The sequence below is a fragment of the Rhodobium gokarnense genome (assembly GCF_025961475.1).
Lineage (GTDB): Bacteria > Pseudomonadota > Alphaproteobacteria > Rhizobiales > Rhodobiaceae > Rhodobium > Rhodobium gokarnense.
On the sequence record NZ_JAOQNS010000001.1, the window covers coordinates 173,183 to 197,613 of the forward strand.

General features: G+C 66.4%; 23 protein-coding genes. 8 read left to right on the forward strand and 15 right to left on the reverse strand.

Annotation, left to right across the window (positions count from 1 at the left end; all coding sequences use genetic code 11):
- Window positions 1-57: 57 nt before the first annotated feature.
- From M2319_RS00830 to M2319_RS00865, 8 genes are all read right to left on the reverse strand, one after another.
- A complete protein-coding gene (locus tag M2319_RS00830; RefSeq protein WP_264599532.1) occupies window positions 58-822 on the reverse strand; it encodes an ATP-binding cassette domain-containing protein in 765 nt (254 codons plus the stop codon).
- Between the two features lie 42 nt (window positions 823-864).
- Window positions 865-1,806 carry a sugar ABC transporter substrate-binding protein gene (locus tag M2319_RS00835; RefSeq protein ID WP_264599533.1) on the reverse strand — a complete coding sequence of 314 codons (942 nt, stop codon included), beginning with the start codon at window positions 1,804-1,806 and terminating at the stop codon, window positions 865-867.
- A gap of 23 nt (window positions 1,807-1,829) precedes the next feature.
- Window positions 1,830-2,771 carry an ABC transporter permease gene (locus M2319_RS00840; RefSeq protein ID WP_264599925.1) on the reverse strand — a complete coding sequence of 314 codons (942 nt, stop codon included), beginning with the start codon at window positions 2,769-2,771 and terminating at the stop codon, window positions 1,830-1,832.
- A gap of 54 nt (window positions 2,772-2,825) precedes the next feature.
- Complete coding sequence (locus M2319_RS00845; RefSeq protein ID WP_264599534.1) at window positions 2,826-4,310, reverse strand: xylulokinase; 1,485 nt, start codon at window positions 4,308-4,310, stop codon at window positions 2,826-2,828.
- Window positions 4,311-4,433: 123 nt separating this feature from the next.
- Complete coding sequence (locus M2319_RS00850) at window positions 4,434-5,069, reverse strand: HAD family hydrolase (RefSeq protein WP_264599535.1); 636 nt, start codon at window positions 5,067-5,069, stop codon at window positions 4,434-4,436.
- Entirely contained in the window at window positions 5,066-6,577 is a 1,512-nt protein-coding gene (locus M2319_RS00855; protein WP_264599536.1) for an FGGY-family carbohydrate kinase, read from the reverse strand. Before M2319_RS00855 ends, M2319_RS00850 begins: the two co-directional genes overlap by 4 nt.
- Before the next feature lie 12 nt (window positions 6,578-6,589).
- The gene (locus tag M2319_RS00860) at window positions 6,590-7,393 is read right to left on the reverse strand and encodes a BtpA/SgcQ family protein (protein WP_264599537.1); all 804 of its coding nucleotides are present in this window, start codon (window positions 7,391-7,393) and stop codon (window positions 6,590-6,592) included.
- 35 nt (window positions 7,394-7,428) lie between these two features.
- Entirely contained in the window at window positions 7,429-8,202 is a 774-nt protein-coding gene (locus M2319_RS00865) for a DeoR/GlpR family DNA-binding transcription regulator (protein WP_264599538.1), read from the reverse strand.
- A 226-nt stretch (window positions 8,203-8,428) separates the two neighbouring features.
- Here M2319_RS00865 and M2319_RS00870 point away from each other — a divergent pair, with 226 nt between their 5' ends.
- The 5 genes from M2319_RS00870 (at window position 8,429) to M2319_RS00890 (ending at window position 13,469) form a co-directional block, all read left to right on the forward strand.
- Window positions 8,429-9,190, forward strand: a complete 762-nt coding sequence (locus M2319_RS00870; protein WP_264599539.1) for an SDR family NAD(P)-dependent oxidoreductase — start codon at window positions 8,429-8,431, stop codon at window positions 9,188-9,190.
- Window positions 9,191-9,375: 185 nt separating this feature from the next.
- The gene (locus tag M2319_RS00875; protein WP_264599540.1) at window positions 9,376-10,617 is read left to right on the forward strand and encodes an ABC transporter substrate-binding protein; all 1,242 of its coding nucleotides are present in this window, start codon (window positions 9,376-9,378) and stop codon (window positions 10,615-10,617) included.
- 79 nt (window positions 10,618-10,696) lie between these two features.
- Window positions 10,697-11,539 carry a carbohydrate ABC transporter permease gene (locus M2319_RS00880; RefSeq protein WP_264599541.1) on the forward strand — a complete coding sequence of 281 codons (843 nt, stop codon included), beginning with the start codon at window positions 10,697-10,699 and terminating at the stop codon, window positions 11,537-11,539.
- A gap of 5 nt (window positions 11,540-11,544) precedes the next feature.
- The gene (locus M2319_RS00885) at window positions 11,545-12,372 is read left to right on the forward strand and encodes a carbohydrate ABC transporter permease (protein WP_264599542.1); all 828 of its coding nucleotides are present in this window, start codon (window positions 11,545-11,547) and stop codon (window positions 12,370-12,372) included.
- Between the two features lie 8 nt (window positions 12,373-12,380).
- Window positions 12,381-13,469, forward strand: coding sequence for an ABC transporter ATP-binding protein (locus tag M2319_RS00890; protein ID WP_264599543.1), 1,089 nt, complete (start codon window positions 12,381-12,383; stop codon window positions 13,467-13,469).
- Window positions 13,470-13,497: 28 nt separating this feature from the next.
- On the opposite strand, the gene M2319_RS00895 is transcribed toward M2319_RS00890, so the two are convergent.
- The 6 genes from M2319_RS00895 to M2319_RS00920 all read right to left on the reverse strand — a co-directional run bounded on the left by M2319_RS00895 (window position 13,498) and on the right by M2319_RS00920 (window position 20,246).
- A complete protein-coding gene (locus M2319_RS00895; protein WP_264599544.1) occupies window positions 13,498-14,430 on the reverse strand; it encodes an AEC family transporter in 933 nt (310 codons plus the stop codon).
- A gap of 23 nt (window positions 14,431-14,453) precedes the next feature.
- Entirely contained in the window at window positions 14,454-15,452 is a 999-nt protein-coding gene (locus tag M2319_RS00900) for a ketopantoate reductase family protein (protein ID WP_264599545.1), read from the reverse strand.
- A gap of 85 nt (window positions 15,453-15,537) precedes the next feature.
- Window positions 15,538-16,740: a pyridoxal phosphate-dependent aminotransferase gene (locus M2319_RS00905; RefSeq protein ID WP_264599546.1), complete on the reverse strand. Its 1,203-nt coding sequence runs from the start codon at window positions 16,738-16,740 to the stop codon at window positions 15,538-15,540.
- 23 nt (window positions 16,741-16,763) lie between these two features.
- Entirely contained in the window at window positions 16,764-17,855 is a 1,092-nt protein-coding gene (locus M2319_RS00910; RefSeq protein ID WP_264599547.1) for an amino acid ABC transporter permease, read from the reverse strand.
- On the reverse strand, window positions 17,852-19,081 hold the full coding sequence (locus M2319_RS00915) for an amino acid ABC transporter permease (protein ID WP_264599548.1): 1,230 nt from the start codon (window positions 19,079-19,081) through the stop codon (window positions 17,852-17,854). The genes M2319_RS00910 and M2319_RS00915 overlap by 4 nt, the downstream gene beginning before the upstream one ends.
- A gap of 115 nt (window positions 19,082-19,196) precedes the next feature.
- A complete protein-coding gene (locus M2319_RS00920) occupies window positions 19,197-20,246 on the reverse strand; it encodes an amino acid ABC transporter substrate-binding protein (RefSeq protein WP_264599549.1) in 1,050 nt (349 codons plus the stop codon).
- Window positions 20,247-20,498: 252 nt separating this feature from the next.
- Between M2319_RS00920 and M2319_RS00925 the strand changes: the two genes are divergently transcribed.
- The 3 genes from M2319_RS00925 (at window position 20,499) to M2319_RS00935 (ending at window position 23,349) form a co-directional block, all read left to right on the forward strand.
- Window positions 20,499-21,434: a LysR family transcriptional regulator gene (locus tag M2319_RS00925; protein ID WP_264599550.1), complete on the forward strand. Its 936-nt coding sequence runs from the start codon at window positions 20,499-20,501 to the stop codon at window positions 21,432-21,434.
- Window positions 21,435-21,717: 283 nt separating this feature from the next.
- Window positions 21,718-22,062 carry a RidA family protein gene (locus tag M2319_RS00930; RefSeq protein WP_264599551.1) on the forward strand — a complete coding sequence of 115 codons (345 nt, stop codon included), beginning with the start codon at window positions 21,718-21,720 and terminating at the stop codon, window positions 22,060-22,062.
- Window positions 22,063-22,107: 45 nt separating this feature from the next.
- On the forward strand, window positions 22,108-23,349 hold the full coding sequence (locus tag M2319_RS00935; protein WP_264599552.1) for an NAD(P)/FAD-dependent oxidoreductase: 1,242 nt from the start codon (window positions 22,108-22,110) through the stop codon (window positions 23,347-23,349).
- Here the strand turns inward: M2319_RS00935 and M2319_RS00940 are convergent.
- Window positions 23,327-24,373 (reverse strand): glycoside hydrolase family 3 N-terminal domain-containing protein, encoded by a 1,047-nt coding sequence (locus M2319_RS00940; protein WP_264599553.1) that lies wholly within the window; start codon window positions 24,371-24,373, stop codon window positions 23,327-23,329. The genes M2319_RS00935 and M2319_RS00940 overlap by 23 nt on opposite strands.
- Between the last annotated feature and the right edge of the window lie 58 nt (window positions 24,374-24,431).

Consider the following 24,431-nt stretch of genomic DNA (forward strand, 5'->3'; position numbering starts at 1 on the left):
TTGTCGGATTGAAGGCATCCTTCCGCGCGCGGTTGCCCGAAGGAAAAAGCCCGAGCCTCACGCGTCCTCGGTGTCGTCGGCGCTTTCCGCGCCTTCCATGATCATTTTCGCCAGCGCGTCGGCCGAGACGCCCTCCAGGGACAGGGACGTGACCGCCCGGCCGCCCTTCAGGATCGTCGCGCGGTCGGCGACGGCGACCACGTCGGCCATGTTGTGGCTGATGAGGAGGACGGTGGCGCCGCGGTTGCGCAGCTCGTTGATCAGCCGGACGACCTCCTGGGTCTCGCGGACGCCCAGCGCCGCCGTCGGCTCGTCCATGATGATGATCTCGGCGTTCCAGCGCAGGGCCCTTGCGATCGCGACGGCCTGGCGCTGGCCGCCGGAAAGGGCTTCTACCGGCTTGGTCATGTCGGTCATGACCGAGTTCATCTTGGCGAGGATCTCCCGCGCGCCGCGCATCATCGCCCGCTTCTGCAGGATCGGGATGCCGGCAAAGCGGACGCGCAGTTCGGAGCCAAGATAGATGTTCTGGTAGATGGCCATGGCTGGCGCCAGGCCGAGATCCTGATGGATGGTGGCGATGCCCGCGGCGAGCGCATCCTGGGGGTCGTCGAAGGCGACGGGCGTGCCGCGCACTTCGATGGTTCCCGCGTCCGGCGTCTCGACGCCCGCGATCAGCTTGATGAGCGTCGACTTGCCGGCGCCGTTGTCGCCGCAAATCGCATGCACTTCGCCGGCGGTTACCGAAAGGTCGGCGCCGCGGAGGGCGGTGACCGCACCGTACTTCTTGAAGGCGCCCTGGACGGAAAGGATCTGGGTCATGGGAATGCAGCGGGCGACCGAAGCCGCCCGCCTGTCCGCTTTCTAGTCGAGATACTTGTCGACATTGGCCGCGTCGACCAGTTCGGCGTCCAGGAAGAGGTAGGGGCCGGAGGTGATGGTCGCCTTGTCGGCGCCGTCGACGGCGATCTTCTGCATGGCATCGACGGCCGCCTCGCCCATCTTCTCGAACGGAATGGCGACGGTCGCCATCAGCATGGAGTCCGGGTCCTTGATCCGGCGATAGGTCTCCGCGCCGCCGTCGATGGAGACGAGGACGACGTCGCCCTTGTTCATGCCCTGCTCCTTCAGGAGATCATCGATGATGAAGGCCTGACCGTCGAAGGAGGCCCAGATGCCTTTAAAATTACCGGCGTTCTGGAGGATGAGCGCGCTCATGCCGCTGCGCACGTCCTCGCGCCAGCTCTTGGTGCGGGCCATGGAGTGGGTGCCGACGACTTCGACGCCGGTGTTCTCCGACAGCACCACGTCGAGCATCTTGCCGCGCACGCGGGTGCCGACGTTGGATTCAAAGCGCTGGGTGAGGATCGGACCCTGGTAGCCGATCTGGCCGAGGAGGTACAGCGCGGCCGAGGCGCCGACGGCGTATTCGTTGACCTGGACGTCCATCAGGGCGTGCGGGCTGGCGCCGCTCATGACGGTGATCAGCGGAATGCCGGCTTCCTTGACGGCGGCCATCTGGGCGTCGAATTCGACGGGCTTCGACATGGCGAGAATGATGCCGTCGACGCCGCGCTGGACGAGGTTCTCGATCTGCTCGGCGTGGGTCGGCAGGGTGCCGTTGGAATTCAGCACGGTGACGTCCCAGCCCTTCTCCTTGGCGGCGGCCTCCACGGCGTTGGCGACGCGGGCGTGGGTCTCCGACGACATCTGGAAGGCGACGACGCCGATTTCAAAGGCGTTGGCGGCGGCGGACTGGGCGAGCAGCGCCGCTGCCGCGGCAAGCCCGATGAGGGTTTTCTTCATTTGGTTTCTCCTTCTGGAATTTATCAGACCGAGAACGCGGCCTTCTTGAGCACGCTGGCGGATACGCCGACCGAGCCGATGACGATGACACCGAGCATGATGTCCTGGAGGTAATAGGGAGCGCCGAAGAGCACGAGGCCGTTGGCGAGAACGGCGAGGATCAGGGCGCCGACGAAGCTGCCGGCGATGTTCGGCCGGCCGGGGTCGAACATGGTCATGCCGAGGAGCACGGCGGCGATGGCATTGAGGAGGAAGTCCCCGGCCATCTGCGGCGCCGCGGAACTGAGGTTCGCGACAAGGAGGACGGCGGCGGCGCCTGCGGCCGCTCCGGAAAGGGTCAGGCCGAGGAGCTTCATGCGCTTGGTGGCGATGCCGGCGCGGTGGGCCGCGCCCTCGGCCTCGCCGGTCGCCTGCATGTGGACGCCGAGGGGCGTCAGCCGGGTGACGAACCAGGAAATGGCGACGATCGCGAACATGATGAGGACGAGGAGCGGAATGCCGAGGAGCTTGCCGCGGGCAAGGGCGAGGAAGTTCGCATCGAAGCGGCCGACGAAGGCAACGCCGCCGGTGACCATGAAGGCGGTGCCGGTGGCGATCGAGGCAGTCCCCAGGGTGGCGATCAGCGAGGGTACCTTGATTGCGGTCACCAGGAGCCCGTTCACAAGTCCGCCGATTGTGCCGATGGCGAGGCCGGCGGCGACGGCGATGAGCCAGGACGTGTCGGAATGGAGGAGCCAGCCGACGATCACGGCGGCAAGGCTGGCGATGCTGGCAAAGGAGAGGTCGAGCTCCGACGTCAGAAGCGCGAAGGTGAAGCCGCAGGCAAAGATCGCCAGAAAGCTCGCCTGCTTCAGCACGGTCAAGAGGTTCGCCGGCGAGGCGAAATTGCGCGCGAACAGCAGGAAGACGACGAACAGGGCGAGGCCGGAAAGGGCGGTGCCGTATTTGGCGACGAGCTGCTTCATCGGCACGGCCTTTGTCTCGTGGCGGCGAACGGGGAGGGCATCATCGGCTGGATATCATGTGGGCCGGCCGCTTGCGAGGCCGGTGAGCTTGCGGGAGATCGTCGTCACCGTATCGAAGCTTTCAAGGAAAAGCTCGTATAGCAAATCCATCCGCTCGCGGCGATCGGGGCTTGGGTCAAAGCGAACGGTCTTGTGGGCGAGCGCGGTCGCGGCCTCGGCAAGGCTTGCCCTTCGGCCGCCCGCGACCCGGGCAAGGGCGAGGCAGCCCATCAGGCCGGCCTCGGGGTCTTCGGAAACGATGACCGGGCGGTTCAGCATGTCGGCGCGGATCTGCGGCCATTCGGGTACGCGTGCGCCGCCGCCGGCGAGGAACACCTCATTCGCCCGGATTCCCGCCGCGCTTTCCGCCAGCTCCAGGGTCCGCCTGTTCACCATCGCAATGCCTTCCATGGCCGCGCGCACCATATCGCCGCGTCCGTGTTCGGAGGATAGGCCATAAAACGCCGCGGCGAGGTTTTCGTCCCAGAACGGCACCCGCTCGCCGAAGAGGAACGGATGGAAGAGCAGGGGGCGGGGCGAGGGCGGTTCGGCCAAAAGCGCAGCAATGGCGTCAGCCGTGTTTCCGGTGCCGAGCCCAATGCGGTCGAGCAGCCAGTCGAGCACGTTGGCGCCGTTGAGGCCGGGTCCGCCGATGTGCCAGATGTCGCCCCAGTCGAGGGTGATGAGGCCCTCGGCGCTCGCCGGGCGGTCGGTCATCAGGCCGAACACCTCGCTCGACCCGGAGATGCAATAGGCGCTGCCGGGGTTCATGGCGCCGATGCCGGCGACCGCCGACCAGGTGTCGTGGGAGCCGCAACAGACCGTGGCGCCGGCAAGGAGACCCAACGCGCCGGGCAATCCCTCCCGAACCGTGCCGACCCGGTCCCAGGGCTGGCCGATGGGGGGCAGTACGTCCGGCAGGCCGAGCGCCGCGGCGAGGGAGGCGGGGCCACCGTCATAGGACGCGATCAACCGGGCCTCGGAGATCCGGTCGGTCATCTTCTCGCCGGTGAGGCGGAAGGTGAGGTAGTCCTTGGGTTCGAGGATCGCGTTCAGCCGTGCGGCGGCGTCCGGCTCGTGGTCCTTCAGCCAGGCAAGCCTTGCGGCGGGATGGTAGGCGTTTAGGTTCGCCGCCTCGGGGATGCGCGAGGGATCGAGCTTTTCTCTGGCTTCAAGGGCCACCCGCTCGGCGCGCCGGTCTCTGAAGCCGATGGCCGGCCGGATCGGGTTTCCGGCTTCGTCCAGAAAGACCTGGGTGCGGGTCATGCCGCAGATTGCCACCGCGCCCGTGTCGGCAAGGGCCGTTCGTGCGGTCTCGGCGATCTCGGCAACGGCCGCTTCCAGCAGGCGCCACCACTCGTCGGGGTCCTGTTCCGACGAGACCTCGTCCGGCCGAGAGAAACCTGCCGGGAGGCGCGCGCTCGCCAGGATCCGGTCCGTTCCATCATAGAGCCGCGCCTTCAGGGCGGACCCGCCGAGATCGATTGCCAATATGTTCACTGGACGCGCGCTTTCGGCCTCTCCCGGCGATCCTGCCGGTTTGACGCCTCACATATCCCCAAGCGGCATTGCTGTTCAACACGCCAGGCGTTGCGGAGGTGCCCTGAAAGCGAGGCGGGGATGTCAGGCCGCGCTGACGATGTCGAGCACTTCGTCCAGTGCCGCGATCGTGCGGTCGGCATCGCCGACATCGACCGGGGAGGCGGCAAAGCCGACGGAGACGACGCCGGCTGCGCGCGCCGAGGCGATGCCGGAGGGGCTGTCCTCGATGGAGAGGACCTCGGACGGGGCAAGGCCGAGGCGTTCGGCGACCACACGATAGGGGGCGGGATCGGGCTTGCCGGCCGGCACGTCGTCGAGGGACAGGGAAAACCGCATCAGGCCGGCGACGCCGAGGGCTTTCAAATTCGTGTCGACGACGATGCGGTTGGAATTGGAAACGGCGACCTGGGGGATGCCGCGATCGGCGAGCGCCCGCACGGTTTCGGCCGCCCCGGGGATCGGCTTGAGGCTGTCGGCGTTGCGCTGGTAGTGCTCGTTGAGGACGATGATCCACCGATCCCGGGAAAGGCTCCAGGGGAAGCGATCCTTCAGCGCGTCCCAGACGCCGTAGAGATTGACGCCGACGAAGCGGTCGTCGGGAAGGTCGGAGATGTCGACGCCATAGGCCGCGCAGGTCGCCAGCAGGGCCTTCAGGTGCAGCGGTTCGCTGTCGACGAGGGTCCCGTCGACGTCCCAGGCAACGGCGCGGATGGTCATTGGGCAAGCGTCCGGCGGGCGGACGCGAGCGCCTCATAGTTGGCGCGGAAGCGCGCATAGCCGGCGTCATAGAGGTCGGCGTTAGCCGGGTCCGGCTCGACGCGCTCGCCATAGGAGACGAATTTCGAGACCCCGTCCCAGTCGTCGGTCAGGCCGGCGCCGATGGCGGCCATCCAGGCCGCGCCGAGGCACGAACCGGGATGGCCGACGAGCAACTGCACCGGATGCTGGAGGACGTCGGCGCAGATCTGCATCCACAGGCGCGAACCCGACCCGCCGTCTGAGGCGAGGTAGCTGAGGGTCGGGTGGCCGATATCGTTGAAGACCTCGATGTGGTGGCGCAGCGCATAGGCGTAGCTCTCAAGCAATGCGCGCCAGACATGGCGGATGTCGTGGTTGAGGCTGAGGCCGTTGATGACACCGCGGGCGTCCGGATCGTGCAGCGGCGTCTTCTCGCCGAGGAAATAGGGGATGATCTCGACGCCGTCGGCCGCGGGGGGCGTCTCCGCCGCGATCGCATCGAGGTGCTGGTGCAGGGTGAGGTCGGCGCCAGCGGCCGCCTCCGCCTCGCCGCGGGCGAATTTTTCCGCGAACCAGTTGAGCGCCGAGCCGCCGGTCGCCATGCAGCCATTGGGCATGAAGAGGCCCGGGATCAGGTGCCGGTCGAGGAACATGCGCGGATCGGGCCTGGCCTCTTCCGAGGCCAGCATGATGTCGATGGCCCCGCCGAACTTCAGAAGAACGTCGCCGGGCTTCGTGATGCCGGCGGCATAGGCCGAGGCGATGTGATCGGCCGCGCCGCCGACGACCGGAATGCCTTCGGGCAGGCCGGTCGCCTTCGCAGCAGACGCGCTGACGGGGCCGAGGACCTCGTGGCAGCCGATCTGGCGTGGCACGGCGGAGCGGGGGATATGGGCCAGCGCGATGAGGTCGTCGGCAAGGTCGCCGGTCGAAAGATCGACGAAGCCGGCCTCCAGGGCCCAGTTCTGCTCCACGGCCTTCATGCCCGTCAGCCGCCAGTTGATGTAGTCGTAGGAGCCGAAGACGGTGTCGATGCCGGCAAAGACGTCCGGCTCGTGCTTTTCGATCCAGCGCAGCTTGGCGGCGACGAGCTGCTGGTTGATGCCGTTGCCGGCCTTCCGGACGAACTCGGCCTCGGGGACCTCCGCGGCGAGTTCGCTCACTTCCTTGCCGCAGCGGCCGTCGCTTTGCTGGATCGAGGGACGCAGGAGGCGGTCCTCACGGTCGAGCAGAACGACGGCCGGCAGCATTCCGGTGACGCCGACGGCGACGATGTCGGCGGCCCTAATGCCGGCCTCGGCGATCAGGTCGGGCACGATCCCGGCGACGTTCTCCCACCATTCCTCCGGGTTCTCCTCCGCCCAGCCCTGTCTGGGCGAGGAGAAGGTGACCGGGCGGGAGGTCTTTGCCAGCACCGTGTCCGGCAGGGAGATCAGGATGCCGATCGTCGACGTGGTGCCGATGTCGAGGCCGAGGACGCATGCCATGGCGCGGGGGCCCTATCTGACGGAGTTGACGACGTCCATGAAGCGCTTGACCCGCTCACCGTCGACCGAATTCCAGGTGTCGCCGTCGACCTTGAAATGGGTGCCGATGACGCAGCCGGAGGCGACCGACATGACGTCGCGGACGTTGTCGACGTTGACGCCGGTGTTGGCAAAGACCGGCACCATGCCCTCGACCGCCTCGGCGGCGGTGCGCAGGTCCGAGGCATCGGCCGGCTGGCCGGTGATCGGGCCGGAGACGAGGATGGCGTCGGCGAGGGACGAGAACACGGCGGACTTGGCGCGCAGGCCGATCGGCCGCTGGTCCAGCGAATGGGCGAACTCGGCGTTGATGTTGAAGAGCATCTTCATGTCGGTGCGGCCGAGGTTGCGGCGCAGGCGCGACGGGGTCGCGCAGTCGGGCGCCCAGACCCCCATGTCGGAGGCAAAGACGCCGGTGAAGATCTCGCGCACGAACGAGGCGCCGGTGGCCACGCCGATGGAGACGGTGGCGGTCGGATCCCAGAGATAGTTGACGCCGAACGGGACCTTGAGGACCTGTTTGGCGGCGGCGACCACCGCGGTCATGGCGGCGATGCTTTCCGGCGTTGCTTTCAGCAGATAGGGCCGGTCGTTCTCGTTGCCGAACATGATCGCATCGACGCCGCCGGCCTGCAGCTTTTCGATGTCGCTGACGACGTCGTCGACGAGCTTCGCCATCCCGCCATCGGCATTATAGAGCGGCGAGCCGGGCAGCGCGCCGATATGCGCCATGGCGATCACGGCCTTCTTCTTGTCGCCGAAAAAGTCGAAAATCATCTGGTTTTCCTTCGTTCTTGGTCTTTTCGTGGTCGTCAGCCGGCGATCTCGACGCGCACGCCGGCATCGGCCAGCGCATCGGCGAGCGGTTCGGGCGGGCGGGCGTCGGTGACGAGGACGTCGATCTCGCCCATGCTGGCGACGAGGGCGACGGACATGCGCTCGAATTTCGAGCTGTCGAGGAGGACGACGGATTGCTCGGAGCGGGCGATCAGGGTGCGCTTGATCTCCGCGTCGGCGAGCGAATAGTCGAAGAACCCCTCGGTGGAGAGGCTGGAGACGCCGATAAAGGCGATGTCGAAATAATAGCCGTTGAGGTAGTGGGCGGCCCGGGCGCCGATCAGCGAGGGCTCGGTGCCGGAAACCTGTCCGCCTGGCATGTAGACGTCGGGCGTTGCGGCGCTCAGATGGCCGGCGATCTTCAGGCTGTTGGTGAAGATGTTGACGGCGACGTCTTGCAGCAGGTCGGCGAGCTCGAAGGTCGAGGTGCCGATATCGAGGGCGATGCTTGTCCCCGGATCGATCATCTGGACCGCGCGCCGGGCGATCGCCTGCTTGGCCGCCCTGTTGCGGGTGGCGCGGGCATCGACGCTCGGCTCCACCAGATCGACGGTGAGGCCGCCGGAGCGCTCCAGCGAGACCGCGCCGCCATGGGTGCGCACCAGGACGTTCTGCTCGGCGAGCTGGTCTAGGTCGCGGCGCAGGGTCATTTCGGAGACGCGGCAGAGATCGGCCATGCCCGGTACGGTCACGAAGCCCTCGGCCTGGACGGTTTCCAGGATGAGCTTGTGCCTTTGCACCGCTGGCATTTTGACGTCCGGCATGAAGGAGCACCCATTCCCGAGTTGTGCTTGGCCCGATTTGCACCAGGTCCGATCCGGCCTGATTTTTCCGCGGCCCGATATGTATCCGGTTTGTGCAATTTTGTTTGTTTGGTCAATCTAAAACAGAAAAAGCACATTTTCAAACGAAATGTGATTGATATGTGTTCGTTTATGTGAGAATGTGACGCTATAACGACCGTGTGGGAACGAAATGAACAAAACCGTCCTCATCACCGGGGCCGCCAACGGGATCGGCCTCGCCGCGGCCAGGGCTTTTGCCAAAAAGGGCTGCCGGCTCGCCCTGACCGACATCGATGCCGAGCGGCTCCAGGGCGTTGCTGCCGAGTTCGACGAGGGCACGGTTACAGCCAAAGTCGACGTGCGCGACAGGGCGACGATCGAGGCGGCGTTCGCCAAGGCCGGCGAAGCGTTCGGGACGATCGACATCGTCGTTGCCAATGCCGGCGTTTCCAGCATGAAGCGGGCGATCGACCTCACGGAAGAAGACTGGGACTTCAATGTCGACGTCAACGCCAAGGGCGTCTTCCTGACCAACCAGGCGGCGGTCCGGCATTTCCTCGCCAAAAAACACCCCGGCGTCATCGTCAACACCGCCTCGCTGGCGGCCAAGGTCGGCGCGCCGTTCCTTGCCCATTATTCGGCGAGCAAGTTCGCCGTCGTCGGCTGGACACAGGCGCTCGCCCGCGAGCACGCCAGGGACGGCATCCGCGTCAACGCGGTCTGCCCGGGCTTCGTGCGCACCCCCATGCAGGACCGCGAGGTCATCTGGGAAGCAAAGCTCGCCGGCTCGACGCCGGAGGCCGTGCGCCAGTCCTATATCGACCAGACGCCGCTCGGCCGGCTGGAGGAGCCCGAAGACGTCGCCGACGTCATCGTCTTCCTCGCCTCCGACGCGGCGCGGTTCATGACCGGCCAGGCGATCAACGTGACGGGCGGCGTCTACACGACTTGAGGAGGCCGGCAGGACAACAGAACACCTCAAAAAACAAGAGTGCCGCATGTGACGGACGGCACCGGGGAGAAGGCGGAGAGAAAGGCACCATCGAGAGCCCGACGGGCGCATCCTAAGCGTCTTTTGGAGGAGCGCGGCCCGCAAGACGGCCGCCGGAACAGACGCTGTCAGCGAAAGGAAAAGCGATGAACAGACTATGCAAATGGTCCCTGACCACACTCATGACCGGGGCCGCGGCCGTGATGATTTCCGGGGCGAGCCTTGCGGCGGAGCTGAACATCATCATCGAGGAAGTGCCGGACTACGACATCGTCAAGAAGCTGACGGAGAAGTTCGAGGCGGCGAACCCCGACATCAAGGTCACCTTCGACGCCATGCCGTTCGACGCCATGCGCGACAAGATCCTGACCTCGAGCCTGGCGCCGAGCGCCACCTATGACGTCATCATCATCGACAATCCGTGGATGGAAGAGTTCTCGCGCGCCGGCTACCTGACCCCGCTCGACGACTTCATCAAGGCCGAAGACGGCTACAAGTACGACGACTTCATCAAGGCCGTTGCCGATGTCGGCGTCGTCGACGGCAAGACCTACGGCGTTCCCTACTACAACTACGCCCTCGGCCTGATCGTCCGCCAGGACATCTTCGACGAGAAAGGCATCGAGGTTCCGACGACGCTGGAAGACTACGTTTCCGTCGTCAAGGAGCTGACCACCGACGACTTCTACGGCGCCGCCATGCAGCCCCAGAAGGGCTACAAGATCATGGAGGAGTGGAAGAACTGGCTCTATGCCGAGGGCGGCGAGCTGTTCGACGAGAACGGTGAGGTGATCATCAACAACGACGCCGCCGTCAAGGCGCTCGACATGTATATCGACACCTACAACACCGCCGCGCCGAAGAACTCGCTCAACTGGGGCTTCGACGAGGCGCTGCGCGCCGTGTCCTCCGGCAAGGCCGCGACCATGCTGAGCTACAACTGGATGCTGCCGACGCTGAACGCCAAGGACGGCATGTCGGGCGACCTCGCCGGCAAGTTCAAGCTCTATGAAGTGCCCGGCGGCAAGGCGGCGCTCGGCGCCTGGTTCTGGGGCATCCCGGCCAATGCCGAGGACAAGGACGCGGCCTGGAAGTTCGTTTCCTGGATCACCAGCCCGGAGGTTGCCAAGGAACGCGTGATCGCCGGCGGCGCGCCGGTGCGCACCAGCGTCATCAACGACAAGGACGTCTGGGAAAAGGGCTTCGGCGAGGACTACTACACGACGCTGCAGGGCATCCTTGAGGATGCCGCGCCGCTCGCCACCGGCCCCCATGCCGAAGAGCTGATCGAGATCGTCGGAACGGAGCTGAGCGCGGCCGTTTCGGGACAGAAGACCGTAAAACAAGCGCTCGACGCCGCCGCAAGCGGCGTGAAACGGACCCAATAGGTCCTCCAGCAAGCAATCGCGACCGGCGCCCATCCTGCCGGTCGCGGTCCTTTTGGCCTCTGACGGGAAGATCGGCATCGTGTCGCTGCGCTATCGACTGATCCTGCCCCTGACGCTGCTTCTTGCAGCGGTGATGGCCTACCCGCTGGTCTTTTCGGCCTGGATATCGCTGCACGACTACCGGCTGACCCGGCTCTACGACGTCCGCTTCCGCGGCCTCGACAACTACCTCTTCATCTTCGGCGACGCGCCGTTCCTGAAAGCGATGACGAACACGCTGATGTTCGTCGCCGGTGCCGTCAGCCTGGAACTGGTGCTCGGCCTCGGCCTTGCGCTGCTGCTGCAGCGGCTGGTGCGGTTCCAGAATTTCGCCCGCGCCGTGCTCTTGGCGCCGATGTTCATCACGCCGATCGCCGTCGGCCTGATGTTCCGCTTCATGCTCAGTTCCGAACTCGGCGTCATCCCGCACTATCTGCGCCTGATGGGGCTCGGGGTCGACTGGTTCAACGCCGATCTCGCCCTCTTCAGCCTGATGCTGATCGATGCCTGGCAGTGGACGCCGTTCATGCTGCTGATGTTCCTTGCCGGGCTGGAAGCGCTGCCGCGCTCGCCCTTCGAGGCGGCCAAGGTCGACGGCGCCTCGCCCTGGATGACGTTCTGGCACGTCACCCTGCCGATGCTGCGGCCCGTCATCCTCGTTGCCCTCATCATCCGCGCCCTCGATGCCTTCAAGGTGTTCGAATATGTCTACGCGATCACCCGCGGCGGGCCGGGGGACGCGACGGAGGTCATCCTCTTTCACATCTACAAGACCGGGTTCCGGTTCTTCCGCATGGGCGAGGCCGCGGCCATGGCCTTCGTGCTGATCGCCATCACCCTGGTGCTGGTCGTCATCCTCTATTCGGCGATGCAGAGGAAGTAGGGCTCATGACCAACACCGTCGGACAGAGCCGTCTTGCCAGCCTAGCCGTTGCGCTCCTCGTGGCGCTGGCGATCGTCATCGTGCTGTTCCCGTTCCTGTGGATTTTTCTCGCCTCGATCAAGCCGGCGAGCGTCGTTGCGCTGCCGGACGTGTGGACCTTCTCGCCGACCGCGAAGAACTGGAACGACGTGCTGCTCGGTTCGGACGTTCCGAAGAACATCCTCAACAGCCTGATCGTCTCCGTCGTCACCGTCAGCGTCGCGCTCTTCACGGGGGCGCCGGCCGCCTACTCCTTCTCGCGCTACAAGACCGGCGCCGGGTTCCGCTTCACCATCCTTGCGGCCGAAATGATGCCGCCGGCGATCCTGATCCTGCCGCTGTTTCTGATCCTCTACCAGCTCGGCCTCATCGACTCGCTGATGGGCGTCATCCTTGCGCACCTCACCTTCGTCGTGCCGGTCGTCACCTGGTTTCTGATCGGCTTTTTCGACGACGTGCCGCGCGAGCTTGAGGACCAGGCGATGATCGACGGTTACACGCGCTTCCAGGCCTTCTACAAGGTGATCCTGCCGGCGATCCGGCCGGGCATCGCGGCGGCCGCCGTGTTCGGCTTCGTGCTGTCCTGGAACGACATGTTCTACGCCCTCATCCTCACCGGCGGCGAGAGCAAGACCCTGCCGGTGGCGATCGCCGGCTTCTGGACCTTCCGCGGCATCGACATGGGCAAGATGGCGGTCGCCATCCTGATTGCCGTGGTGCCGATCCTGATCGTTTCCTTCTTCATCCAGAAACATTTGGTGCGCGGCCTCGGCGGCGGCGCCGTCAAGTTCTAGGGCTGTCCATGGCTGGCGTTCGACTGAAAGACCTATCGAAGAGCTTCGGCGCCGTTGAGGTGCTGAAGGGCATCGACCTCGTCGTCGAGCCGCACGAGTTCGCCGTCCTCCTCGGGCCCTCCGGCTGCGGCAAGTCGACGACGCTGAGGATGCTGGCGGGCCTGGAACCGGCCACCGGCGGCGAGATCTGGATCGGCGAGCGGAATGTCACCAACCTTGAGCCGCGCGAGCGCGACATCGCCATGGTGTTCCAGAACTACGCGCTCTACCCGCATATGACGATCGCCCAGAACATGGGCTTCGGCCTCAAGGCGCGGAAGCTGCCGGCCGACGAGATCGCTGCCCGCGTCACCAAGGCCGCGGAGATGCTCGGCATCACCGATCTCCTCAACCGCCGGCCGCGCGAGCTTTCCGGCGGCCAGCAGCAGCGGGTCGCCATCGGCCGGGCGATCGTGCGCGAGCCGAGCCTGTTCCTGTTCGACGAGCCGCTCTCCAACCTCGACGCCAAGCTGCGGGTGGAGATGCGCACGGAACTCCTGCAGCTCCACCGCAGCCTCGATGCGACGACCGTCTACGTCACCCACGACCAGGAAGAGGCCATGACCATGGCCGACCGGATCGTCGTCATGAACAAGGGGCGGATCGAGCAGATCGGATCGCCCTCGGAGATCTATTTCCGGCCGGCCTCGCTGATGGTCGCCGGCTTCATCGGCAGCCCGGCGATGAACTTCGTCGACGGCAAGGTGGCGGGCGGTAAGGTCGAGACGCCGATCGGCGCCATCGCGGCGTCCTCGCTGCCGGAGGACGGCACCAAGGTCACCATCGGCTTCCGGCCGGACGACTTTTATTTCCCCGACGACCTGCCGGCCGAGGAGACCGCGGCGACGATCTCCTTCTCGGTCCGCTTCATCGAACTCCTCGGCGCCCGCGGCATCGTCACGCTGAGGGCCGGCACCACCGACTTCAAGGCGATCTTCGAGGAGCGCTTCCTCAACCGCTTCACCGAAGGCGCCACCGTGCCGCTGTCGCTCAGCAGGGACCGGCTGCACGTTTTCCTGAAAGAGACCGGCGCACGGTGGGGCGGCGAGGCGTCCTGACGCCGTCCGTCCGCTTGGTGGGTTGGCCCTATTGCGCGTTGAGGAACGACAGCCACAGGAACAGGCTGACGACCGACAGCAGCGTTGCCAGGATGATCGTCGCCGAGACTTCCATTTCCGCCGCGCCGTAGCGCTTGGCGACCAGGTAGCTGTTGATGCCCGACGGCAGGGCGGCATAGATGACCGCGACGCCGCCGACCACGGGCGGCAGGCCGAACAGCTTGAAGGCCAGCACCCAGACCGCCAGCGGGTGAATGACGAGCTTGACGAGGCTCAGCATCAGGCCGCTGGTCAGCCCCCGCACCAGATTGTAGCGCGCCAGCGACATGCCCATGGCAAGGAGGGCGCAGGTCGCGGTCGTCTTGCCGATGCCCTCCAGGAGCGTTGCCAGGATGCCGCCGGGCGTCAGGCCCGTGAGCTTCAGGAACAGTCCCACGATCATGGCGACGACGATCGGATTGCGGATCAGCGAGCCGCCGATCTTGGCGAATTGCGTCCTGAGGCCGGTGCCGGAGGTCGGGCCTTCGACCATCAGCGTGACGGCCGTCATCATGATCGGCAGGTGGACGGCGAGAAGCAGGAACATCGGCATCGCCGCGGCATCGCCATAGACCCGGATGATCAGCGGAATGCCGAGGAGGACCGTGTTGGACTGGGCCGAGACGAAGCCGAAGAGGACGCTTTCCTTCCAGGTGCCGTTGCCGAGCCGGGTCGCGAGCAGCATGCCGGCGAGCCAGGCGACCGCGACGCCGGAGAAATAGGCGACCAGGTAGGCCCAGGAGAAATCCGCACTATCGAAGTCCTTGGTCAGGGTGAGGACGATCAGGGCCGGCACGGCAATGGAAAAGACGTACTCGGTGAGGCCTTCCTCGGCCGCGCGCGAGACGAGGCGCGTCTTCTGCGCCAGCCAGCCGACGGCGATGAGACCGATCACCGGGAGGATGATGGCAAGGATGGACATGGGCGATCTGCCGGGTGAGGGGTTCAGGACTCGGTGGGGTTCGGGAAGGGCGCGATGCCGAGCGTCTCCGCCCGGGCGCGGGTGAGAGCCAGCAGCATGTCGATGGTCGGCACCGGAACGCCCTTCAGCCGGCCGAGATCGCTGACGCCGCCCATCAGGGTCTCGATCTCCGGCTTCCGGCGCAATTCGAAGTCCTGCAGCATGGAGGACTTGTGATTGCCGACCTTGGCGACCGTCTCTTTCATCGGGGCAAGCACGTCGGTCAGGCCGAAGGCGGCGGCGACGGCGCCGACCTCCAGCCAGGCGTCGCGGGTCAGATCAGCGAGCGGCGGGAAGATGAGGAGGTTGCGCGAGGTCATGCCGGTCAGTGCGCCGATCCCGCCGGTCACGCAGTTGAGGCTCAGCTTCTTCCAGATCTCGCGCTCGAAGGTCTCGCTGTGGACCGCGTTGAGGGCATCGCTGGAAAGGGCCTCGACGAGGGCCGCGCATGCAGGCCGGACGCGCTCGTCCGCCTCGCCGAACACGAACCTGTTGGCCGTCGGGCTGGAATTCATGATGAGGCCCGGCGCCTCCACATGGTTGGCCGAAAAGGCGATGCCGCCGATGGTGCGCTCAATGCCGACCTTGTCCTTCAAGGTCCCGATCATGTCGGCGATCGCCGGCGACCAGGCGTCCTGGGGCACGTCGAGGCTCGCCAGATACCACCAGGGCAGGCCGTTGACGCAGAAGGCGACGGCGGTCTCGGGGCCGCAAAGGGCCGCGATGCCGTCGGCGATGCCGGCAAGCGCCGGCGTCTTCACGGTGACGAGCACGATGTCCTGGACCGGCAGGTCGGCGGGAGTGTCGGTCGCGTGGGGGTGGACGGTGACCGTCCTGCCGTCGCTCTGCAGCGACAGGCCGGTCGCCTGTATGGCGGCCAGATGCGGGCCGCGGGCGACGACGGAAACGTCGTGGCCGGCCTCGGCAAGACGCACGGCGAGATGGCCGCCGATGGCACCGGCGCCGTAGACACAGATCTTCATTGTCATCTCCTGAACGGTGGAGGCAGGGGGTCTTGGCCCGGAAAGGGTCTTTCCGGGAAAGGACGAGCCGGGCTCGGAAGGGGGCTCAGCTAAGCCGGTTGCAGAACTGGCGCAGCCTTTCCAGAGCGCCGCGCAGGTCCTCAAGGTCGACAGAGTAGGACAACCTCAGGAAGGGCGACAGGCCGAAGCCGCTGCCGGGCACCACGAGGACGCCGGCCTCGTCGATGGCGAGCCGCGAGAAATCCTCGTCGCTGTTGATCGTCTCCCCGGACGGGGTCTTGCGGCCGAGGGTTCCGGCGCAGTTGGCGAAGACGAAGAACGAGCCGGAGGTGCGCACGGCCTCAAGGCCCGGCATCTGGTTGACCATGGAAAGGGCGAGGTCGCGCCGGTCGACATAGGAGTCCCGGTTCGATGCCTGGTAGCTGTTGTCGCCGCGAAGGGCCTCGATCGCGGCGGCCTGGGAGATCGAATTGGGCGAGCCGGCGATATGGCTGAGGACGCTCGACATGCCCTTGATGAGGTGGGCCGGGCCGGCCGCAAAGCCGAGGCGCCAGCCCATCATCACGTAGCCCTTGGAAAAGCCGTTGATGACGATGGTGCGCGCCTTGGCATCCTCGCCGACCGAGGCGGGCGAGGGCGCGGTGACGCCGTCGTAGGTCAGGTGCTCGTAGATCTCGTCGGTGACGACGGTCACGGCCGGGTGCCGCTCAAGCACGTCGTGGAGCTTGCGCAGCAGCTCCGCGTCGTAGACCGCGCCGGTCGGGTTGTTCGGCGTGTTGATGAGGACGGCGCGGGTGCGCTCGGTGATCGCCGCCTCCAGGTCCTCCGGCTGCAGCAGGAAACCGTTCTCCTGGCTGCAGACGACCGGCACCGGCACGGCGCCGGTGAGGCGCACGATGTCGGGATAGGAGACCCAGTAGGGCGCCGGGACGATGATCTCGTCGCCCGGATCGGCAAGGGCGAGGAAGGCGGCCTGCAAGAGCGGCTTGGTGCCGTTGGCGACGGTGACCTCGGACGGGGCGTATTCCAGGCCGTTCTCGGTGCGCAGCTTGTCGACGAGGGCGGCGCGCAGCTCGTTGGTGCCGTCGCCGGCGGTGTAGCGGGTGTCGCCGCGCTTGATGGCCTCGATGCCGGCGGCGCGGATGTGCTCCGGCGTGTTGAAGTCCGGCTCGCCGGCGATCAGGGACGTGACCTGCTTGCCCTCGGCACGCAGTTCCGCGGCGCGGCGGATCAGGGCCATGGTGACGGACGGGCGGGTATTGCTTACGCGACTGGCCAGTTCAGGCATGGTTCAAGTTTCCCTCTAGAAGGTCAATGGTTCTGGCGCCGGCGTTCCAGCCGCAGGGCGTAAAGGCTCAGCGCGTAGCAGAAGGTGAAGTAGAAGGCGGCGGCGAAGACGTAGCCCTCGACGCTGAAGCCGATCCAGGCCGGGTCGCGCGAGGCGAGCTGGATCGCCGCCAGGAAGTCGGACATGCCGATGACGATGATCAGCGAGGTGTCCTTGAAGAACAGGACGACGATGGTGACGAGGCCGGGGATCGAATGGCGGATAACCTGGGGCAGCGTCACCAGGAAGAGGATCTGCCAGCGCTTCATGCCGATCGAGAACGCCGCCTCGGACTGGCCTTCCGGGATGACCTGGAAGCCGCCGCGCAGCGCCTCGGCGATATAGGCCGCGGCGACGATCAGGAAGGCGGCGAGCGCCCGCATCAGCTTCGGCAGGGTCATGCCTTCCGGCAGGAAGAACGGCAGCATCACCGAGGCGATGAACAGGGTGGCGACAAGCGGCGAGCCCCGGAACGCCTCGATGACGGCGATCGATATCCAGCGGAAGAGCCGGAATTCGGAGCGCCGGCCGAGGGCGAGGAGAAGACCGACCGGAAAGCCGAGCGGCAGCACCGTCAGGCTCAAGAGCAGGGTCAGCGGCAGGCCGCCGATCATTTCGGTGCGCACCGGCGGAAGGCCGAAGCCGCCGAGCAGCAGCCAGAACACGCTGACGATGGCGGCGAGCCACGCCAGGACCAGGCCCTTGCCCCAGAAGCGCGGCACCATGGCGATGCCGGTGATGCCGAACAGGATAACGATGGCAAGGGTCGCCCGCCAGCGTTCCTCCAGCGGGAACATGCCGTAGATGAAGAAGCGGAACTTTTCCTGGATGAACGGCCAGCAGGCGCCGGCCGCCCGGCGGCACTCCTCGGGCGTGCCCGACCAGACCGCCTCGCTGAAGAGCCAGCGGAAGAGCGGCGGCACCACCAGCGTCAGGATGACGACGCAGCCGACGGTGATGAAGACGTTGGTGGGTGTGCCGAGCAGCACCTTGCCGTAGCGGCGGGCCGCCGAGAGCTCTTCCTTGTTCGGGTTCGGCTGGGCCGGGATGGGCTGCGCCTGTACGAAGGTGGTCATCGCTGCCCCCGTTCCACCAGCTTCTTGTTGAAGCGGTTCATGAGCGTTGCCGCGAGCAGCGTCGGGAGCAGGTAGCCGCCGACCATGATGGCGACGCCCTCGATGCTGTGGCCGGAAAAGTTGATGGTCGTCGACAGCGCCCAGAAGAAGTCCGGAAAGCCGATGGCGATGGCGAGACTGCTGTTCTTGATGACGCTGATGTATTGCGTGGTCACCGAGGGCACGATCGCCAGCAGCGCCTGCGGCACGACGACGAGGCGCAGCATCTGGAGATTGGAGAGGCCGAGGCTGCCGGCGGCCTCGCGCTGGCCCTTGTGGACGCCTTCGATGCCGCCGCGCACCAGTTCGGCGATGAAGGCGCCGGCATAGAGCGACTGGGCGACGGTGAGCGCGACGAATTCCGGCGTCAGCGTCATGCCGCCGGTGAAGTTGAAGGTGCCGCGCACCGGCGGCGACAGGGTGAAGGTGCCGGCGAAAATCGCGACGGCGACAAAGGTGATGAGCGCCAGCACGAGCCGCGTGACGAGATGGGGCGTGCGGCCGAAGATGGACCGCCACAGCGGCGCGAGCAGAAGAAACAGCGCGATGGCGGCGGCGGCCGCAACGGCAAGGCCGGCGCTGTTGCCGGCGAATTCCAGTGCCGGCACCTGCAGGCCGCGCTGGCTGAGGAAGATGGTGTCGCCCAGCGACAGGGCCCGGCGGACGACGGGAAGCTCCAGCAGCAGCGTGTACCAGAAGAGGATCTGCAGGAGCTGCGGCGTGTTGCGGGCAAGGTTCACATAGGCGCCCGTCACCAGCTTCAGCAGCGGGTTTTCCGAGACGCGCATGACGCCGACGACGACGCCGATGACGGTCGACAGGAGGCAGGCGATGATCGCAACGCGCAGGGTGTTGGCCGCGCCGACCAGGATCATCCAGCCGAGGCTGTCGTCCGGGGCGTAGGGAATGATGCTCTCGGCAATGTCGATGCCGGCTTCGCGGTTAAGGAAGTCGAGGCCGAGATTGAGGTTCTGGCGGACCAGGTTGGCGTACATGATGCGGGTGAAGACCAGCACCACCACGAAGAGGGCGACGGCGCCAAAGATCTGCCAGAGAACCGCGCGGCCGCGCCGTGTGCGCCAGAGCGCGGGGCCGAGCAGGCTCGGCGGCGGCGGCGGCAGGAGGCCGGTCGCGGTGGTCGAAGGCGCCTCATCGAGGCCGGCCTTACGCCAGGTAACGTCCAACATGGTATCCACTACTCCGTCTGGGCCCGGTCCGGTTTCCCGCCGCATGGGGCGGGAAACCGTTTCGATAGGTCCGGATTGCCGTCGATAGGTCCGGATGCCGTTGGGGCGGCAGGGCTCAGAGGAACGGGGGCGGGTAGAGCAGGCCACCGTTGAGGTAGAGGTGGTTGGCGCCGCGCTCCAGCTTCAGCGGCGACTTCATGCCGAGGTTCTGGTCGTAGAGCTCGCCGTAGTTGCCCACCATCTTGACGATGTTGTAGGCCCAGTCGTCGGACAGGCCGAGGCCCTTGGCCAGGCCCTCCTGCTTGCCGAGCAGGCGCTGCACCCGCGGCGAGGAACTGGAGGCCAGCATGTCGTCGACGTTTTCGCTGGTGACGCCGACTTCTTCGGCGATCATCGGGGCGTAAACCACCCAGCGGATGATGTTGTACCACTCGTCGTCGCCCTGGCGGACGACCGGGGCCAGGGGCGACTTGGCGATGACGTCGTTGAGGACGACGTAGTCGTCGGGGTTCTTCGACAGGACGCGGATCGAGCCGAGATAGGTGCGGTCCGAGGTGAAGACGTCGCATCGGCCGGAGAAGAAGGCACGGCGCATGTCGTCGAAGCTGTCCATGGCGATGGAGGTGAATTCCATGTTGTGGGCACGGAAGAAGTCGCCAATGTTGAGCTCGGAGTTGGAGCCCGGCGTGACGCAGACGGTGGCGCCGTTCAGCTCGGTCGCCTTGGTGACGCCGAGGGACTTCGGCACCATCATGCCCTGGCCGTCGATGACGGTGTAGGGACCGGAGAGGAAACCGAGCGAGGTGTCGCGGGTGAAGGTGGTCGTGACCTGGCGGAACAGGACGTCGACCTCGCCCGACTGCAGGGCCGGGAAGCGGGTCTGGGTGGTCAGCGGGATGAAGTCGACCTTGGTGGCGTCACCGAGGACGGCGGCGGCGACCGCCTTGCAGTAGTCGACGTCCATGCCGTGCAGGACGCCGTCGGAATCGGGATAGCCGAAGCCCGGAACGTCGATCGAGGTGCCGCATTTGAGGACGCCGCGTTCCTTGACGGCGTCGAGCGTCGGGCCGGCGTGTGCGATGCTGGAGGCTGCGAGACAGCTGCCGACGGTGACCGTCAGAGCCAGAGCCGCACGCCTGGAAGCGCTTTGGAGTGTAGACAACATTCAAAGTTCCCCAGTTTGGTGGCGATCCCCTCGTGATCGCGGGGCTTTGGCGTGTCCTCCACAGTGTTCAGCGTTCTTGTGCGCTGGCGGTAGCGGATGTTCTCTTGCCGGATTTCTCCGCTCCGAAAATCTTGCGGCCGTTAGACATTGGATTGGCGGCCGTTCGATAAGTTCAGGCTATGGCTCGGTTCTTGCTACGGCAATTCCAGTAATTGCCATAACAGATATGGCGGAATCGCAATCCCGGGTCCCATGAACGAAAAACAACTGCACTTTTTCTCGGCAATTGCCGAATTCGGCAGCTTCTCTGCCGCTGCTGCGGTGCTCGGTCTCGATCAGCCCTCGCTCAGCCGCTACATCCGTCAGCTTGAGGACGATATCGGCGCCAAGCTGTTCCACAGGACCGGCCGCGGCGTGCGGCTGACGGAAACCGGAGAGGAGTTTCTCGGTATTGCGCAGCGCTACCTCAAGGATACGGACGCGCTGCGCCACAAGGTGGACGACGGGCGCAACGATCTGCGCGGCTCGATCTCGCTCGGGGTCATCCAGTTCCTCGGCGAGGCGTTCGTGCCGGACTGCCTGCTCAAATACAACGAGATGCGCCCGAACATGACCGTCCAGGTGACCGGCGGCGGCAGCGGCATCATCCAGGAGATGCTTTTGTCCGGGCGCATCGATGTCGGCCTCCTCTATGATGCGGGGCTCTCCGGCGACCTGGTCGCCGAACAGGTCTTCACCGACCGGCTGGTGCTCTACGGCTCCCGGGAACTTGCCGGCCGCCACGGCTTCGATGGCGAGAGTGAGCTCAGCCTTCCCCGGCTCGCCGGCGTGCCGATCATCGCCCAGACCCGCCAGCACGGCCTCAGGCGCGCCATCGAGCATGCGGCGCGGCGCGCCGGCGTCGGCCTCAACGTCGTCTTCGAGGTCGACAGCCTGGTGACCGCAAAGGCGCTGGCCCGCCGGCAGGGCGGCTTTGCGGTGGTGCCGTTCGGGTCGGTCTGCGGCGACATCGACCGGCCCGATGTCTTCATGCCGTGGATCGGCGAGCCGCGGATCGAGGTCACCTTCAGCATCGCCACCGCGCGCAACCGCAAGATCGAGCGCGGCGCCCTGGAGCTGGTCTCGCTGATCCGCAGCGATATCCGCGACTTCGCCAAGTCCATCGAGGCGATGTCCGAGCACCGGTGAAGCGGGCGAGAACGCCTCCTGCCATGGCGGATATGCGATAACTGTTATGATCGATCGGCCGTATTCCCTTCCGTGCGCCCGCCGCCCAAAGTTCTGATCCTCAAAAGCGTGTCTTCCCAAGCGGCTCTCAGCATTGAGGCCGAGACACGTGCAAAATCAAAAAGCTAACGCATGGCGCGTGAGCCGGGGTGACCTTGGGCATGCGCTGCGCACGGTCCGCCAGCATGATGCCGCCTGCCCTCCCGGCAGGCGGCGACGGACCGGGAAAGGACAGGCCTTTTCAATGATCACCCATTACACGCCCGCCGGCCACAAGTCGGACATGGTTGCCTATAACGGCATGCTGTTCGTCTCCGGCATCGTCGCCTCCGACCTCAGCCTGCCGGTCGAGGGCCAGGCCGCCGAGATTCTCGCCAAGTTCGACACAATGCTGGCCGAGGCCGGCACCAGCAAGGAGCGGCTGCTGTCCGCCACCATCTGGCTCGCCGACATCGACGACCGGGCCAAGATTTCCGATGCCTGGAACGCCTGGGTCGTGCCCGGCAAGCAGCCGGCCCGGGTCTGCATCGGCGCCGCGCTCGCCGCCCCCGACATCCGCATCGAGATCGCGCTCGTCGCAGCCGTCTGACGCTCCCCTGACGCCTCGTCGCGAAAAGCCATTGGAAGGCGAGCCATGAAGAGACATTTCACCGTTCTGGGCGCGGGGACCGTCGGCACCTGCTGCGCCCTGCAGCTCCTCAGGGACGGCCATGACGTCACCCTGATCGACCGGGTCGCGCCCGGCATGGGCTGCTCCTTCGGCAATGCCGGCATCATCCAGGTCGGCGGCCTGGTGCCGCTGGCGACGCCCGGCATCCTCAAGCAGGTCCCCGGCATGATGCTGGACCCGAACGGGCCGCTCGTCGTGCGCTGGCAGTACCTGCCGCGGCTGGCGCCCTATCTGCTGCGCTTCATCGCTGCGGCGGCGCCGCACCGGGTCGAGGCGGCGGCAACGGCGCTTTCCAGCATCCTGCAACTGGCCGTCGACAGCTTCAAGCCGCTGTTCGATGCGGCCGATGCCTGGTCGCTGATCCGCGAGACCGGCGAGCTCTATGTCTACAAGACCGATGCGGCGTTCGAGGCCGCGCGCTCGGCCCACGACATGCGCCGTCGCCACGGCATCCGCATCGAGACCATTCCGGCCGAGGCGCTGGCGCAGCTCGAGCCCGCAATCGCGCGCATCTACAAGCACGCGCTGCTCTTCAATGACTGCATCAGCACGCTCGATCCGGCCGTGCTGACCCAGACGCTGGCCAACAAATTCCGCGAGGATGGCGGCGAACTGCTGGAAGAGACGGTCAACGACCTTGAGATCGATGCCGATGGAACGCGCACGCTGATCACCTCCACCGGGCGCCGCAAGGTCGACGAGATCGTCATTGCCGCCGGCGCCTATTCCAAGCCGTGGGCCAAGAAGCTCGGCTCCTATGTGCCGCTCGACACCGAGCGCGGCTATCACCTGATGCTGCGCAATGCGGGTGTCGAACTGAACCGGCCGGTCGTCTTCGGCGACCAGAAGTTCGGCGCGGTGTCGATGCTGGACGGCGTGCGCATCGCCGGCACGGCGGAACTCGCCAAGCTCGATGCGGAGCCCAACTACCAGCGGGCCTACCGGCTCCTCGACCTTGCCAGGGAAGCGCTGCCGGACCTTCGCACCGACGACGTCACCCCGTGGATGGGGCACCGGCCGTCGACGCCCGACAGCCTGCCGGTGATCTGCAAGGCGCCGAACGCGGACAAGACCTATTTCGCCTTCGGCCACGGCCATCTGGGCCTGACGATGGGTGCCGCCACCGGCCGCCTGATCGCGGACCTTGCCGCCGGCCGGACCCCGCCGATCGACATGAAGCCGTTCAGTATTTCCCGTTTCGGCTGACAGCTCGGGGGGCGGCGGCAAACGCACGCACGCGGCGGGCGGCGTCGCGGAGCCGGTCTTCCGGCAGCCTGCCGTCCGCGACGGCTTCCAGGATGCTGTCGACGACCTCGTGTAAATGATCGCCTCCGACGACCAGTAGCAGGTCGGCCCCGGCGGCGAGCGCCGTGACGGCCACTTCGGCAAGCGGTCGATCGCGAAGGGTCGCCGGGGCGTCGAGGTCGTCGGTCACCACCAGTCCCCCGAATGCGAATTCGCCCCTCAGAAGATCGATGACGGCGCGGGACGTGCAGGCGGCGTCGTCCGGATCGAGGGCGGCGACGGGCGCTGGGCCGGGCATGATGCCGGCGACGCCGGCGCTTATCGCAGTCCGGAAGGGCAGCGCGTTGGCGATCAGCGTTTCGCGGGGCGTGTCCAGGGCGACATCGTACATCGCCGGATCGCGTGCGAGCTCGCTGAAGCCCGGGAAATGCTTGGCGACGGCGGCGATGCCGGCCGCCTGAACGCCGCTTATATAGGCCGCGCCGATGCGGCCGATCTCCTCGGGCGATGCGTCGAGGGCACGGCCCGACAGCCAGTCGTTGCGGCCGGTCACGACATCGAGGATCGGCGCCAGGAACATGGTCACGCCGAGCCGGCGCGCCACGCTTGCCATCTCCAAGGCGCGGCGTTCGATCGTGGCGTCGTCGAGGCTGTAGATTTCCTCATCCTCGGCAAGGAACGGCGCGAGGCCCTGCAGGCGCCGGATGCCGATTGGCTCCTGGTCGACGGCGACGATGAGGTCGGGAGAGGCCTCGCGCAGGTGCGCGATCGCGCCGGAAAAGACTTCTTCGGTCTCGGCGGCGAGGCGCTCCGCCGACATGCGCCGGGCAAGGTATTCCGCCCGGGTCTCGCCGATGAGGACGGATGTGCAGCCGCGCTCCATGAGCGGCAGGGCGGCGTCGTGGCAGTCGAGGGTCGCGAAGGCCGGCAGCAGCACGGCAAAGGCGTCGCGGGCAAGGTCGCCGGAGGCGGCGCTCGGGTTCATGGCCGACGGCACTCCCTGAAATGAACGCGTGCGGTGCAGCGATCGCTTCTGAGGCGTC

Bases quoted from the DNA above. Each gene is read 5' to 3' on its own strand.
- M2319_RS00830 (WP_264599532.1), bottom strand. From the start codon at position 822: ATGACCCAGATCCTTTCCGTCCAGGGCGCCTTCAAGAAGTACGGTGCG.
- M2319_RS00835 (WP_264599533.1), bottom strand. From the start codon at position 1,806: ATGAAGAAAACCCTCATCGGGCTTGCCGCGGCAGCGGCGCTGCTCGCC.
- M2319_RS00840 (WP_264599925.1), bottom strand. From the start codon at position 2,771: ATGAAGCAGCTCGTCGCCAAATACGGCACCGCCCTTTCCGGCCTCGCC.
- M2319_RS00850 (WP_264599535.1), bottom strand. From the start codon at position 5,069: ATGACCATCCGCGCCGTTGCCTGGGACGTCGACGGGACCCTCGTCGAC.
- M2319_RS00855 (WP_264599536.1), bottom strand. From the start codon at position 6,577: ATGGCATGCGTCCTCGGCCTCGACATCGGCACCACGTCGACGATCGGC.
- M2319_RS00860 (WP_264599537.1), bottom strand. From the start codon at position 7,393: ATGATTTTCGACTTTTTCGGCGACAAGAAGAAGGCCGTGATCGCCATG.
- M2319_RS00865 (WP_264599538.1), bottom strand. From the start codon at position 8,202: ATGCCAGCGGTGCAAAGGCACAAGCTCATCCTGGAAACCGTCCAGGCC.
- M2319_RS00870 (WP_264599539.1), top strand. From the start codon at position 8,429: ATGAACAAAACCGTCCTCATCACCGGGGCCGCCAACGGGATCGGCCTC.
- M2319_RS00875 (WP_264599540.1), top strand. From the start codon at position 9,376: ATGAACAGACTATGCAAATGGTCCCTGACCACACTCATGACCGGGGCC.
- M2319_RS00885 (WP_264599542.1), top strand. From the start codon at position 11,545: ATGACCAACACCGTCGGACAGAGCCGTCTTGCCAGCCTAGCCGTTGCG.
- M2319_RS00890 (WP_264599543.1), top strand. From the start codon at position 12,381: ATGGCTGGCGTTCGACTGAAAGACCTATCGAAGAGCTTCGGCGCCGTT.
- M2319_RS00895 (WP_264599544.1), bottom strand. From the start codon at position 14,430: ATGTCCATCCTTGCCATCATCCTCCCGGTGATCGGTCTCATCGCCGTC.
- M2319_RS00900 (WP_264599545.1), bottom strand. From the start codon at position 15,452: ATGAAGATCTGTGTCTACGGCGCCGGTGCCATCGGCGGCCATCTCGCC.
- M2319_RS00905 (WP_264599546.1), bottom strand. From the start codon at position 16,740: ATGCCTGAACTGGCCAGTCGCGTAAGCAATACCCGCCCGTCCGTCACC.
- M2319_RS00910 (WP_264599547.1), bottom strand. From the start codon at position 17,855: ATGACCACCTTCGTACAGGCGCAGCCCATCCCGGCCCAGCCGAACCCG.
- M2319_RS00915 (WP_264599548.1), bottom strand. From the start codon at position 19,081: ATGTTGGACGTTACCTGGCGTAAGGCCGGCCTCGATGAGGCGCCTTCG.
- M2319_RS00920 (WP_264599549.1), bottom strand. From the start codon at position 20,246: ATGTTGTCTACACTCCAAAGCGCTTCCAGGCGTGCGGCTCTGGCTCTG.
- M2319_RS00925 (WP_264599550.1), top strand. From the start codon at position 20,499: ATGAACGAAAAACAACTGCACTTTTTCTCGGCAATTGCCGAATTCGGC.
- M2319_RS00930 (WP_264599551.1), top strand. From the start codon at position 21,718: ATGATCACCCATTACACGCCCGCCGGCCACAAGTCGGACATGGTTGCC.
- M2319_RS00935 (WP_264599552.1), top strand. From the start codon at position 22,108: ATGAAGAGACATTTCACCGTTCTGGGCGCGGGGACCGTCGGCACCTGC.
- M2319_RS00940 (WP_264599553.1), bottom strand. From the start codon at position 24,373: ATGAACCCGAGCGCCGCCTCCGGCGACCTTGCCCGCGACGCCTTTGCC.